We start from the raw sequence: 13,390 nt of genomic DNA on the forward strand, positions 1-13,390 counted from the left end.
ACGTCGGTATTCCGCTTTTCGCATGTGACCAAGTCACTGAAATCGCCGGATTCCAACGTCGGTATTACGTCGGTATTACGTCGGTATCGCGTCGGTGCGATTCCGCGCCGTCCGGAGCCTGCGAAAGCGGCCCGATCACCGCCCCCAAGGCCCCCGAGACACCGCGGCCCAGGGCCCGCCCAACGGCGCGCCCGAAGGTTCCTCTGTCTGCGGCCTCAAGACATACACTAATATTTTAGTTTTAAAAGGGGTCAATTTCCGCGAAATTGCCGCTATGCAATTTCAACCCCCTGTCCGGGGCCCGTCCCGCCGAGCGCGGTACCGGGGCCCGCCGGATTTCGGCGGGGTGGCTCCTGATGCCGGTTTGACCAACTGCAAGGACAGCCACCCGGAGGAGGGGAGGAGAGACACGAACCCGGGCCGGGAGACGCCGGCCGGAGAAGACAGGAACCGCCAGATGGACATGTCCGTACAAGCCGCCCTTGACCTGCTGCGCCACAGCGAGCCGACCCGACGCATGTCGGCCTCGGCCCGGATCTATGACGACCTGCGGCAGCGGATCCTGTCGCTTGAGCTGCCACCGGGCACCAGCCTGCTGCGCGCGGAACTGGCGGATAAATACGAGGTGAGCCAGACCCCGCTGCGCGACGCGCTGCAGCGGCTGGAGCAGGACGGCCTGGTGCAGATCTTTCCGCAGTCGCGGACCCTGGTGACGCGAATCGACATCCCGAAGATCCACGAGGCGCATTTCCTGCGCGTGGCGCTGGAGACGGAGGTGGTGCGGCACCTGGCGCGGCTTGACCCGGCGCAGCGCGACCACACGGTGGCGCGGGCGCGCTCGGTGATCGGGATGCAGCGCGCGGTGACGGGCGAGCCGGACCAGCTGCGGCTGTTCCAGGAACTGGACGAATATTTCCACCGGGTGCTCTTCGAGGCGCTGGACCGTGACAGCCTGCACAGCCTGATCCGGAGCCGCTCCGGGCACCTGGACCGGGTGCGGCGGCTGCAGGTGCATTCGGCGGGCAAGATCGAATCGATCCTGGCCGGTCACGAGGCGATTCTGGACGCGGTGGCGCTGGGCGACGAGGCCGGGGCCATGGAGGCGATGCGCGGCCACCTGCGCAAGGCGCCCAACTGGGTGAACGAGTTCCGCGCCTCGCATGGCGATTACTTTGAGTAAATTCGCTTGAGAAATCAGGGGGCGCTGTGCCGGAGGACGGGGGCGCCCCGGGGGGCAAGACAGGCCGGGCCCGGCCCCGAGGCGACCCCGAGAAGGGCCGGGACGGGGCCCGGAAGGGGATGGGGAGCGGGTGCGCAGGCGGGGCGGACAGGCGACGGCATCCCCCGGCAAGGCCCGGCTGATCCCGGCGGAACGATCCCGTGAACGGGGGCGGGAAAAGGGCCGGAACAGGCCCGGAAGTGTATGTGCAAGGTGCTGAAATTACGTTGATTTTACGCAATTTCGGGGGTGACGCCGTAAGGGACTTGCCAGAGCGGAAAGTATTCATATAGTAATGTATCAGTTGAAACGCGGAGGCCGTTTCAGCGCTTTTTCCCCGGTTCGATGTGCCAGGATGCGGTGCCCGGACGGGGAGGGCCAGACCCGACAGCCACCCGGGAGGGGCGGCGGGGATCGCGGGCCTGCAAAACGCGCGGCCTGACGCGCAGAGGAGGAAAACATGATCAGACGGACATTTCTTGGGGCGGCCGTGGCTGTCACCGCATTGCTGCCCATCGCGGCACTGGCCGATTACCCGGAGCGCGACATCCGCGTGATCGTGCCCTGGGGCGCCGGCGGCGGCACCGACGGCATCGTGCGCAAGATCACGACCATCGCCGAGGACAAGATGCCCGGCGACGCGTCCATGTACGTGGAAAACGTGGAAGGCGGCATCAGCGCCACCGGCGTCGGCCAGCTGATGAGCGCCCGCCCGGACGGCTATACCATCGGCGCGCTGACCTATGACAGCGTGGTCACCATCCCGTGGCAGAACATGCTGCCGACCTACAAGATGGACAAGCTGAAGCTGATCGGCCGCATCACCAGCGAACCCGATGCGCTGATCGCGGCCAGCAACAGCGATTACAAGTCGCTGCAGGACGTGCTCGATGCGGCCAAGGCCAACCCGGGCAAGGTGCGCATCGGCATCCAGAACCTGGGCGGCCGGATCCACCTGACGCTGCTGCAGCTGGAAGACCTGACCGACACCGATTTCAAGGTGATCTCCTATCCCGGTGGCGCCGCCCCGCAGAAGGAGGCCATCCTGTCCGGCGAGGTTGACCTGGTGATCACCAGCCTTGGCGATTTCGCCAACCTGCTGGACGACGGCACGGTGCAGGGCCTGGTGGAATTCGGCGGGACGCCGAACCCGACCTATGACGTGCCGCTGGCCAAGGACGAGGGCGTGGACCTGGAAAACGGGTCGTTCATCGTGATCGCCGCCCCGGCCAAGACGCCGGACGAGGACGTTGCCGCCATCGAGGCCGCCTACAAGGCCGCCTATGACAGCGACGAGTTCCAGGAGTGGGTGGCCAAGGTTGGCGTGACGCCCGACTGGCTGGGCGCGGACGAAGTGACGGAATGGGCCGACGAGACGTCGGGCCAGCTGTTCGAGAAGATGAACGCCCTGGCCGAGGCCGGCGTTCTGTCGAAGTAACCTGACAGGTCGCACAGCGTGGGCACCGGGGCGTGAAAACGGCCCGGTGCCTGCCGGTCGGATGCCTGTCACGGGAGGAAATACATGAGCGGAAAGAACGGGTTATTGAGGATCGGGGTGGTGTTCCCCCTGTTCCTTCTGGTGGTGAACACGATCTATTTTGCGGCCTGTTTCAGCATCACGGCCAACTTCACCCCGGCGGGCGAAATGGGCCCGCAGCACATCCCGATGCTGGTATCGGGGCTGATGTACGTGGCACTGATCGTGGTTCTGACGCAGGAGCTGCGCAACCCGATGGAGAACGAGGGCATGGCGGGTTTCCTGCGGCCCTTCCTGGTGATGGTGGCCACGGGCGCCTTCATCGGGCTGTTCCCGCTGCTGGGCTATGTCATCGCGACGCTGCTCTTCGTGGCCGCGCTCTTCGTGATCTTTGAATTCGAGACGAAACGTCCGCTGTTCTTCGCGCTCTACGCGGTGGCGGTGACGGCCGTCTTCTACGGGCTGTTCGCAGGTATCTTCGGCGTGCGCCTGCCGTCGCTGACCGGAGGCATCATCTGATGGATACCCTGAGCACATTCATGGGCGGTTTCGCCCAGCTGGCCGACCCGACGATCCTGCTGTTCATGATCGTGGGCTTCCTGATCGGCACCTTCTTCGGGGCCATGCCGGGGCTGACGTCGGTGCTGGCCATGGCGCTGCTGCTGCCGATCACCTATTCGATCGACGTGGTGCCGGCGCTGGTGATGAGCGCGGCGATCTTCATGTCGGGGATGTACTCCGGCTCGATCACGGCGACGACGATCAACATTCCGGGCGCGCCATCGAGCATGATGACCGCCATCGAGGGCAATGCGCTGATGAAGCAGGGCAAGGGCGCGAACGCGCTCGGCCATGCGGCGCTCGGCTCGATGGTGGGGGGCTCTGTCGGGGCGATCCTGCTGATGCTGTTCATGCCGCTGGCGGGCTCGCTGGCGCTGATGATCCAGACGCCGGGGAAATTCTCGCTGGTGCTCTTCGCGCTGGTGGTGATCGTGCTGGTGGACGGCGGCAATATCGCCAAGGGCGCGGTGGCCACGCTGATGGGCATCATGATCGCGACGGTGGGCATCGACGTGCTGCAGCCGGTGCCGCGCTTCAACTTCGGCACCGAGACGCTGGTGGAGGGGATCGACCTGATGCCCATCATCATCGGCGCCTTTGCCGTAAGCGAGGTGCTGATCCAGGCGCAGAACTGGAAGGATGACGCGGCCAAGGCGCTTGGCGAACAGGCGCGCAAGATCATGATCCGGCGTCGTGATTTCATTCCGCCGATGTCCGAGATCCGCGAGATCGGCTTTTTCACCTACCTCAAGAGCGCGATCATCGGCTATGGCATCGGCATCCTGCCCGGCGCGGGCGGGTCGATGGCGGCCTTTGTCAGCTATGCCACCGCACGCAGCAGCAGCCGGAAGCCCGAGGAATACGGCCAGGGCAGCCGCCAGGGCATCGCGGCGGCGGAATCCGGCAACAACGCCATGTGCGGCGGCGCCTTCGTGCCGATGCTGATGTTCGGCATCCCGGGCGATCCGACCACCGCGGTTGTGCTGGGCGTGCTGGTGATCAACGGGCTGCAGCCGGGGCCGCGCCTGCTTGAAAACCAGGCCGATCTGCTGGCCCCGATGATCGCCTCGCTCTTCATCTCGGCGCTGATCCTGATCCCGCTGACGCTCTACCTGCTGGGGCCGCTCTTCATCAAGATCGTCTCGATCCCCAAGGGCCTGCTCTATACCTCGATCGCCGTGGTGGCGCTGGTGGGCAGCTATGTCGCGACCTACTCGATGTTCCAGATGTCGCTGGCGCTGCTCTTCGGGGTGCTCGCGTTCTTCATGCGCAAGCTGAACTACTCGACGGTCTCGTTGTTGCTTGGCTTTATCCTGGGGCCGGACCTGGAACAGTACCTAAGGCGAAGCCTGTCGCTCTCGGACGGCAACCCGCTGACCTTCCTCACGAGCCCGGACAGCCTGTTCTTCCTCGCCCTGACCGCGGTCTTTGTCTACATGCTGATGTTCCGAAAGAAGAAATTGCCCGACGTCCCGGCCTGATCCCGGGGGGCGGACATGAAAGAGGCCCCCGCGAGAGGATCGCGGGGGCCTTTGCCTTTCTCGCCGCTCGCGGGGGCGTAGCGCTCAGGCGAGGGTGTCGAAATCGGGCCGCGTCTTTGGGTCGAAGAAGGGCGCGGGGGTCAGGATCGTGTTGACCTGGGAGGTGAGATAGCCGGCCTCGGCGGAAAGTTTCAGGTAGGCCTGCCACGCGGGATCGGCGGCCAGGGCAGCGCGTTTCGCGGCGCGGTCCGCGGCCGAGGCATAGACCCAGATGTGGACATAGGAATTGACGTCGCCGGTTTCGACCGCGCCATAGACCGCCGGATAGCCGAGGTGTTTCGACTGCACGGCCCAGCCGCTCTCCTCGTAGAGCTTCATGTGCTTTTTGATGGTGCCGGGGCGGCAGGTATAGGTGCGGTGGTCGTAGATCATGGTCTCTCCTCCCGGAGTATGGTGAACTGATATATCAGTTGATGGCATAAGTCAGGTTGTCAGACAAGTGCCGTCGGGCTAGCATGAGGCGGAAAGCGGAGGAGCGGACCATGGCGGAGATCGCAGCGACGGGTGAAGCGACGGAAGCGGGGCGCGCAAGGCCCCGCTTTGCCCCCGTGGCCCGGCCCCGGCGCCTGCCCGACGAGGTGGCCGAGGCGCTGATCGCCGAGATCGAGCGCGGGGCGCTGCGCCCGGGCGACAGGCTGCCGACCGAGGCGGCGCTGTCGCAGCAGTTCGGCGTGGCGCGGACGGTGGTGCGCGAGGCGGTCTCGCTGCTGCGCTTCGACGGGATCATCGAGAGCCGGCGCGGCGTGGGCGCCTTTGTGGCCGATCCGGAGCGGCGCGCGTCGTTCCGCATCAGCCCGGCCTGTTTCGCCAAACGCCGGCAGATCGTGCAGCTGCTGCAGCTGCGCACCGAGGTGCAGGCCGGGGCATCGGCCCTGGCCGCGGAGGCCCGCAGCGCCGACGACATGGCCGAGATCCGGGCGCTGTTCGAAGCCATGGAAGCGGCGGACCGCGCCGGGCCCGGTACGGCGCTGGAGGCGCGCGTCGAGGCGGAGCTGGCGCTCTATCGCCGGATCAGCATGGCCAGCGGCAACAGCTATTTCACCGAGGTGGTGCAGATGATCGAGCTGAACATCCAGACGCATCTGCGGTCGGCCTTTCTGAAGAATGCGGCGGCCTGCGAGTTTGGCCCTGCAATCATGGACGAGCACCGCGCGGTGCTGCTAGCCCTTGAGGCGGGCGATGCGGTGGCGGCGCGGGCGGCCACCCAGGCGCGTTTCGACGCGGCGGCGGCACGGCTGGCCGCGCGGGGCGATTTCGCATGAATGCCGCCCGGGCGACCGGGCAGGAGATGGGGCCCCGAGGGGCGGACAAGGGAGTGAGAAAGATGAAGGATGGCAACACCATGCATGGCGGTGCCCTGCTGACGGAATGCCTTGCGGCGCAGGGCGTGGAGCGGGTGTTCTGCATTCCAGGCGAGAGCTATCTGGCGGCGCTGGACGGGCTCCGCGACAGCGAGATCGACGTGGTGGTGGCGCGCCAGGAGGGCGGCGCGGCGATCATGGCCGAGGCCACCGGCAAGCTGACCGGCAAGCCGGGCGTGGCCTTCGTGACCCGCGGGCCCGGCGCCACCAATGCCAGCGCCGGGGTGCATATCGCGCATCAGGACAGCACGCCGATGGTGCTGTTCATCGGGCAGGTGGCCAGCGACCAGCGCGACCGCGAGGCCTTCCAGGAGGTGGACTATCGCAAGATGTTCGGCCCGCTGGCGAAATGGGTGGGCGAGATCGACCGCGCCGACCGGATCCCGGAATACGTCAGCCATGCCTTTCACGTGGCCCAGAACGGCCGCCCCGGGCCGGTGGTCCTGGCGCTGCCGGAAGACATGCTCTCGGGCCCGGCGGTGGGCGAGGCCGTGGCGCCGGCGGTGGTGACATCCGGCAAGGCGGCGGATGACGATGTGAACGCGGTGGTGGCGCGGCTGGCCGGGGCCGAGCGGCCCATGGTGATCCTGGGCGGGGGCGGATGGTCTGCCGCCGCGGCCGAGGCGGTGGGCAGTTTTGCCGCCACGATGGGGATGCCGGTGGGGGCCTCGTTCCGCTGTCAGGATTACCTGGACAACCGGCATCCGAACTACATCGGCGACGTGGGTATCGGCATCAACCCGAAGCTGGCGCAGCGGGTGCGCGAGGCCGACGTGATCCTGTCGCTCGGCGCGCGGCTGGGCGAGATGACGACCTCGGGCTATACGCTGCTGACGCCGCCGGTGCCGCAACAGGCGCTGATCCACGTGCATGCGGATCCGAGCGAGATTGGCCGGGTCTATCGCCCGGAGATCGGCGTGGTGGCGCGGCCGGGGCCCTTTGCCGAACAGCTGGCCGGGGCCGCCGTGGCGCGGGCCGGGGCCGAATGGCTGAGCGGTGCGCAGGCGGATTACGCCGCCTGGCGGGTGCCGCAGGAGACGCCCGGCGCGCTGAAGATGGAAAACGTGATCATGCACCTGAACGAGGTGCTGGATGATCGTGCGGTGCTGACCAACGGGGCGGGGAATTACTCGGCCTGGCTGCACCGCTATTACACCTATCGCGGCTGGCGCTCGCAGCTGGCGCCCACCAGCGGGTCGATGGGATATGGCCTGCCGGCGGCGATTGCGGCCAAGCTGCAGCAGCCCGAGCACGAGGCGATCTGTCTGGCCGGCGACGGCTGTTTCCAGATGGTGAGCCAGGAGTTCGGCACCGCCTGCGAATACGGCGCCAATGTGATCGTCATCCTCTGCGACAACGGCATGTACGGCACGATCCGGATGCACCAGCAGAACAAGTACCCAATGCGGCCCTCGGGCACCTCGATGAAGAACCCCGATTTTGCCGCGCTGGCGCGGGCCTATGGCGGGTTCGGCGCGACGGTGACCAGCGACGCGGAGTTTGCCCCCGCCCTTGCCGAGGCGCGGGCGGCGGGGGTGCCGGCGATCCTGCACCTGAAGATGGACCCCAAGGCGCTGTCACCGAAGCTGTTGCTGGAGGGCTGAGGCCGGCGATTTGAAGGGAGGGGCCGCCGCTGGGGCGGCCCTTTTCATTGGGCGGCGAGAAGCCGGGCGCGGATGGCCGTGGCCACCCAGTGGGCGACCATCTCGTCCATCTCCTCGGTCAGGCCGGCGCAGCCCACGGCGAGGCCGTCGAGATAGGCCGAGCCGGTCCATTCGCTGTCGCCTTCGCGCGCCATCAGGGCGGGGGCCTGCGAGCCCGCGCATTTCGCACGCAGGGAGAGCGCGCATTTCTGCCGGGCAATCTGATCGTTCGGATAGGGATTGGCGGAGAGATCGCCGACGGTGAAATCGCCGAGATCGAGGCCGCCCTCGGCCCGGATGCAGAGGGCGAGGCCCATGCGGTCGATCGCGGGCTGATCGAGCAGCGCCAGCAGGGCGGGGGTGATCATGGTGATCGTCTCGGCCACGAGGGTGGGGGTGAGATGGGTCATGCGGAGGTCTCCGTGGTTTGCAGCGCCTTGGCCAGGGGCACGGCGGGATCGGCGGCAAGCGCGAGGTCGAGCGGTGTGCGGGCGGCGATCAGGCGGCGCGAGGCCATGTGGTCGCCGGCGCGGTTGACGGAGAAGGCGGCGAGAAGCCGGTCGCCCTGCAGGTGCAGCACCGAGAAGGCACCGTCCTCTGGCGTGCCGCGCAGCAGGGTTTGCGCAGCGGGGGTGACAAGGCCGGTCATCTGCAGCTTGAGCGCATATTGATCGGACCAGAACCAGGGCGGCACGGAATGGGGCGTCATGTCTTCGGCGCGACCGGCGATGGCATGAGCCACGGCATTGGCCTGATCGCCGGCGGCCTGCACGGATTCAAGGCGGATCCAGCCCCCGGCGTGGGGGTTCTGCTGGGTGGCGCAATCGCCGATGGCGTAGATGTCGGGGGCGGAGGTGCGCCCATGGCTGTCGACCTGGATGCCGCCCAGATGGGTGGCGAGGCCCGCCTGTTCGGCCAGTTCCAGCCGCGCGGTGGAGCCGATGCCGACAAGCAGGTGATCGGCGGTGAGACGCTCGCCGGTGGTGAGGCGCACGGCCTGCACCCGGCCGTTCGGCGCGTCGATCCCCTCGACGCCGGTGTCGAGGCGGATGTCGACGCCCATCTGCCGGTGATGGGCCAGCAGCATGTCGGAGACCTCGGGCGGCAGGGCACGCCGGAGCAGGGCGGGCAGGGGCTCGATCACGGTGACGGCGAGGCCCGCGAGCACGGCCGAGGCCGCGACCTCGAGCCCGATGAAGCCGCCGCCGATGATGACGAGGCGGCCCGAAGAGGCGAGCACCCCGCGCAGGCCTTCGGCATCGGAAAGATCGCGCAGCGTGGAGAGGCCGGAGGTGATGCCTTCGGTGCCGGGCAGCGGGCGGGCGCGGGCGCCGGTGGCCAGGACCACGGCGCCATAGGGCTGAGCCGCGCCGTCGAGGGTGACGGTGCGGGCCGAGGGATCGAGGCCGGTGGCCCGGGTGCCGCGCAGGAGGGTTATGTCATTGTCGCTATAGAATTTCTCGCCGCGGAGCGCGATCTGCTCGGGGGTCTTCTCGCCCTTGAGATAGGCCTTTGACAGGGGCGGGCGGTGATAGGGCAGGGCCTGCTCGGCGGAGACCAGCAGGATGGGCGCCTGATGCCCGGCCTTGCGCAGGGCGCCGGCGGCGGTGACGCCCGCATGGGAGGCGCCGATGATGACGGTGGGTTTGTCGGACATGTGCAATCTCCGGAAAGAGGCCCGCCACGGCAGCTGCCGGGCGGGCCGTTGAAGGGGCGCGGGCGGAGGGCGGCCTCAGGCGGCCTCGCCCTCGTCGCTGGCGCCGATCTTGCGCAGGAAGGATTTCGTGCGGTCCTTCTGCGGGTTGTCGAGCACCTGCTCGGGGGTGCCCTGTTCGACGATCTCGCCCTCGTCGAAGAAGACGACACGGTCGGCGACCTCGCGGGCGAAATCCATCTCGTGGGTGACGACGACCATGGTCATGCCGGCCTCGGCCAGGGTGCGCATGACGGCGAGCACCTCGCCCACCAGTTCGGGATCAAGGGCGGAGGTGGGTTCGTCGAAGAGCATCAGGCGGGGACGGACGGCAAGGGCACGGGCGATGCCGACACGCTGTTGCTGGCCGCCGGAGAGGCGGTGCGGCAGGTGATCGGCATGGGTGGAGAGACCCACGACCTTGAGCAGTTCCAGAGCCATCTCGCGGGCCTCGGCCTCGGAGACGCCATAGACCTGCATGGGGGCCTCCATGATGTTTTCCAGCACGGTGAGGTTGGCGAAGAGATTGAAGTTCTGGAACACCATCGAAACGCCGACCTGCGCCCGGGCGCGGGAGACGCGGGAGCCGGAGAGGGGCACGAACCTGCCGTTGCCCTTTTCATAGCCCACGTGGCGACCGCCGACGAGGATCTCGCCATCGTCCATCGGTTCGAGGTGGTTCATCATCCGCAGCAAGGTGGACTTGCCCGAGCCGGACGGGCCGAGCACGGCCACGACCTCTCCGGGGTTCACGTCGAGGTAGATGCCCTTGAGGATCTCGCGGTCGCCATAGCTCTTCCAGACCCGGCGGCAGACCACGAAGGGGCCGTCCTGCTTCAGGGGCTCATCGGAATAGTGTTTCGACAGGATGGAGCGGACGATCCCGGTGCGCTCGGCGGCGGGCAGGCGCTTGGCCACCACGGGGGCTGGCACATCGGATTTATCCGCCTGCGCCGCGGGCCTGGGAAGGAGACGGCCCAGGCCCATGCGGCGCAGGAAGATCACGAACACGCCCTGGGAGCGGTCGCGATCGGGGTTCATGTAGAATTCGAGGAAGGCCTGTACGGCGGAGACCACCGAACACATCACCAGGTAGATCAGGCCGGCGGCGGTGAAGACGGTGAAGAATTCGAAGGTCTGGCCGACGATCTGCTGCGAGCGGAAGGTGAGCTCGTTCACGAAGATGACCGAGGCGACGGAGGTCATCTGAAGCAGGATGATGGCGAAACCCGCGAGGCCCGGCAGGATCGAGCGCAGCGCCTGGGGCATGATGATGCGGCGCAGGGTCTGCGGATCCGTCATGCCGAGCGAGGCGGAGGCGACACCCTGCTGGCGGTCCACCGACAGGATGCCGCCGCGGATGATCTCGGCCGTATAGGCGGCGGCGGTCAGCGAGAAGGCGATGACCGCGGTGGTGAAGGAATTGAATTTCAGTCCGATGGCGGGCAGGGCATCGAAGATGAAGACCAGCTGCAGCAGCTGTGGCGTGCCGCGCAGCACCCAGATGTAGATCCAGGAGCCGCCGCGCAGGGCCGGGTTGCGGGCCATGCGCGCCAGCGCGAGCAGCAGGCCGCCGACGCAGCCGAGCGCCAGCGAGAGCACGGTGATCTGGATGGCGAGCCAGGCGCCTTTCCACAGGAATTCGGAGGTGAAGTAGCCGAGAACCTCTGCGAGCCAGTCTTGCATATGTCGTCTTTCCGATCTGGCCGGGCGGGGAAGCGCACCCGGAAAAGGGCCGGCCGGGCGGAAGGGGAGCACCCGGCCGGTCAGGGGCGGGCAGGCCCGGCACCAGCCGGAACCGCCCGCGGCAGTGGCTTACTCGGTCAGGTATTCGGCCGGTGCCATCAGCTCGGGTTCGATGCCGTACTTGGCAAAGATCTCGGCCTGGGTGCCGTTGTCCTGGACGATCTTCATCGCCTCGTAGATGGCGGCACCAAGGGGGTTGTCGTTGGCCACGACAGCGCCGATCTGCCAGTCGGTCAGCTTTTCATAGGCGATCTCGTATTTGTCGGGGTTGTTCTTGACCATCATGTTCAGCAGCGGCAGGTCGGAGACCATGCCATCGGCGCGACCCGAGGAGATCAGGCGGAAGCCGGCGGCGGCATCGGTGTTGGTCATCACGGTGATCGCGTCCTTGCCCGCGGCCACGCATTCCTCGGACCAGCCCTGGGCCTGCTTCTCCTCGACGGTGCCCATGCCGGCGGTCAGGGTCTTGCCGCAGAGATCGTCCTGCGAGGTGATGCCGGCGGGGTTGCCCTTGGCCACGATCGCGCCGGAGCCGGCGGTCATGTAGGGGATGAAGTCGCCCTGCTCGGCGCGGGTGGGGTTGTAGTAGAGGTAGAACATCGTGTCGATCTGGCCCGAGACGACGGCGGGGAAGAGGCCCGGCCAGGCCCCCGGCTTGACCTCGAAGTCGACGCCCATGCAATCGAAGACGGCCTGGGCCAGCTCGATGTCGGAGCCCAGGATCTGTTCGGGGTCGTCGGGGTTGATCATGGCATAGGGCGGCGTGTTGGGCGAGGCGCCCATGATCACGGTCTTGCCCTCGAGGTCGGGGTACTTTGTGGCGAAGGCGGCGGGATCGCAGGTGGTGATGTCATCCGCCATGGCGGCGGGGGCGAAGGCGGCGCCGGCCAGCAGGGCGGCAAGGCCCAGGGCGGCGGTGCGGTGCATGGTGGTCATGGGATCTCCTGTTGGATGGAGGGGCACGCCGGGGCGGCGGCCCGCGATCTGTTTTTTCTTCTTGCGGGCGCCGGGAGAGAGGATCGGCAGCTCCGAAGGCATAGATGCGCAGGCGGCGGAAAATTTCTAGAAAATATTTTCCTACAGGAAAAACTTTCCGTAAGATGGCCTGTGAAAGGGGTGGTCTGGATAAAAATTAGGCGTGAACATTTGTTTTGCAGGCCTTTGAGGGTGGGGTTTCGGGGCGAAATCCTGCCGGGCGGCAAGGATTGCGATTTCGGGAAAAATTCGGAAAGACAGCGGATGATTCCCGGGCTGTGTCGCCTGAAAAATGGCCGAATTCAGGACTGGTCGACGCTTGCTGGTTGAAAAGGAGTGGGTTTTCAGGAAAATTGGCGGAAACGCGGGTGGCTGTGCACCGGCAAGGCCTGCTCGAGGGAGACAGACAATGAGTGCAAAACATGGTCCCGCGCTTGGCCCTGTTCTTGGTCCGGATGCCGAGATGGATGTCATCGGGCGGCAGCTGAAGGAGATGCGCCGGCAGCAGCGGATGACGATTTCCGACCTGTCGAAACAGACCGGCGTCTCTGTCTCCTATATCTCGAAGATCGAGAACGGCCAGGCGACGCCCTCCTATGACGTGATCAAGCGGATCTCGGATTCGCTGAACCTGGGCTTTGAGGACGTGGTGCAGCCGGGGGAGAAGCCGAACCTGACCGGCCGCAAGACTGTGACCCGGAAAACCGAGGGCGTGATGTTCACTTCGGGGCAGTACGATTACCGCGCACACGGCACCGAGCTTGCCCATAAAGGTATGTGTCCATTGGAGATTGTTGTGCACGCGCGCGACGTTGAAGAATTCGATCACTGGTCGAAGCACAATGGCGAGGAGTTCATCTATATCCTGTCTGGCGCCATCGAGGTGCATACCGAGCACTATGCGCCCTTCCGCCTGGGCGAGGGGGACAGCAGCTATTTCGACAGCTCGATGGCGCATGTCTATGTCTCGGTCAGCGAGGAGGACGCCCATGTCCTGTCGATCTCGCACGACCCGGCCACGGCGGTGACGACGAAGATCGGACGCTTCCTGCTGCCCAATGCCCGCACGGCCGAGGCCGACGAGGTGCCGGCCTTTGCCGGGAAAGACTAATTTCTGCCCGGACCTGTCCGGAATTTTCCCAAAATTTCCCACAGGAAACTTTTTTGATTGACG

The 13,390-nt window shown here is 66.5% G+C and carries 12 protein-coding genes; 7 read left to right on the top strand and 5 right to left on the bottom strand.

What is annotated here, in order from left to right:
* Positions 1–457: 457 nt before the first annotated feature.
* From AC0WR5_RS03215 to AC0WR5_RS03230, 4 genes are all read left to right on the top strand, one after another.
* A complete protein-coding gene (locus AC0WR5_RS03215) occupies positions 458–1,180 on the top strand; it encodes a GntR family transcriptional regulator (RefSeq protein ID WP_475866852.1) in 723 nt (240 codons plus the stop codon).
* Between the two features lie 499 nt (positions 1,181–1,679).
* Positions 1,680–2,657, top strand: coding sequence for a Bug family tripartite tricarboxylate transporter substrate binding protein (locus AC0WR5_RS03220; RefSeq protein ID WP_475866854.1), 978 nt, complete (start codon positions 1,680–1,682; stop codon positions 2,655–2,657).
* An 84-nt stretch (positions 2,658–2,741) separates the two neighbouring features.
* Positions 2,742–3,215, top strand: coding sequence for a tripartite tricarboxylate transporter TctB family protein (locus AC0WR5_RS03225; protein ID WP_475866856.1), 474 nt, complete (start codon positions 2,742–2,744; stop codon positions 3,213–3,215).
* Complete coding sequence (locus AC0WR5_RS03230) at positions 3,215–4,738, top strand: tripartite tricarboxylate transporter permease (protein ID WP_475866858.1); 1,524 nt, start codon at positions 3,215–3,217, stop codon at positions 4,736–4,738. Before AC0WR5_RS03225 ends, AC0WR5_RS03230 begins: the two co-directional genes overlap by 1 nt.
* A gap of 84 nt (positions 4,739–4,822) precedes the next feature.
* Here the strand turns inward: AC0WR5_RS03230 and AC0WR5_RS03235 are convergent, their stop codons facing one another.
* Complete coding sequence (locus tag AC0WR5_RS03235; protein ID WP_475866860.1) at positions 4,823–5,170, bottom strand: NIPSNAP family protein; 348 nt, start codon at positions 5,168–5,170, stop codon at positions 4,823–4,825.
* 110 nt (positions 5,171–5,280) lie between these two features.
* Here AC0WR5_RS03235 and AC0WR5_RS03240 point away from each other — a divergent pair, with 110 nt between their 5' ends.
* On the top strand, positions 5,281–6,060 hold the full coding sequence (locus AC0WR5_RS03240; RefSeq protein ID WP_475866862.1) for a FadR/GntR family transcriptional regulator: 780 nt from the start codon (positions 5,281–5,283) through the stop codon (positions 6,058–6,060).
* Positions 6,061–6,122: 62 nt separating this feature from the next.
* The gene (locus tag AC0WR5_RS03245) at positions 6,123–7,763 is read left to right on the top strand and encodes a thiamine pyrophosphate-binding protein (protein ID WP_475868876.1); all 1,641 of its coding nucleotides are present in this window, start codon (positions 6,123–6,125) and stop codon (positions 7,761–7,763) included.
* 44 nt (positions 7,764–7,807) lie between these two features.
* On the opposite strand, the gene AC0WR5_RS03250 is transcribed toward AC0WR5_RS03245, so the two are convergent.
* The 4 genes from AC0WR5_RS03250 to AC0WR5_RS03265 all read right to left on the bottom strand — a co-directional run bounded on the left by AC0WR5_RS03250 (position 7,808) and on the right by AC0WR5_RS03265 (position 12,177).
* Entirely contained in the window at positions 7,808–8,212 is a 405-nt protein-coding gene (locus AC0WR5_RS03250) for a hypothetical protein (protein ID WP_475866864.1), read from the bottom strand.
* A complete protein-coding gene (locus AC0WR5_RS03255; protein WP_475866866.1) occupies positions 8,209–9,459 on the bottom strand; it encodes an NAD(P)/FAD-dependent oxidoreductase in 1,251 nt (416 codons plus the stop codon). Before AC0WR5_RS03255 ends, AC0WR5_RS03250 begins: the two co-directional genes overlap by 4 nt.
* Positions 9,460–9,534: 75 nt before the next feature.
* A complete protein-coding gene (locus AC0WR5_RS03260) occupies positions 9,535–11,181 on the bottom strand; it encodes an amino acid ABC transporter permease/ATP-binding protein (protein ID WP_475866867.1) in 1,647 nt (548 codons plus the stop codon).
* A gap of 129 nt (positions 11,182–11,310) precedes the next feature.
* Complete coding sequence (locus tag AC0WR5_RS03265; RefSeq protein ID WP_475866869.1) at positions 11,311–12,177, bottom strand: ABC transporter substrate-binding protein; 867 nt, start codon at positions 12,175–12,177, stop codon at positions 11,311–11,313.
* Positions 12,178–12,625: 448 nt separating this feature from the next.
* On the opposite strand from AC0WR5_RS03265, the gene AC0WR5_RS03270 reads away from it, so the two are divergent.
* A complete protein-coding gene (locus AC0WR5_RS03270) occupies positions 12,626–13,327 on the top strand; it encodes a helix-turn-helix domain-containing protein (RefSeq protein WP_475866870.1) in 702 nt (233 codons plus the stop codon).
* The last annotated feature ends 63 nt before the right edge of the window (positions 13,328–13,390 follow it).

The organism is Pseudooceanicola sp. DL12 (genome assembly GCF_056270665.1).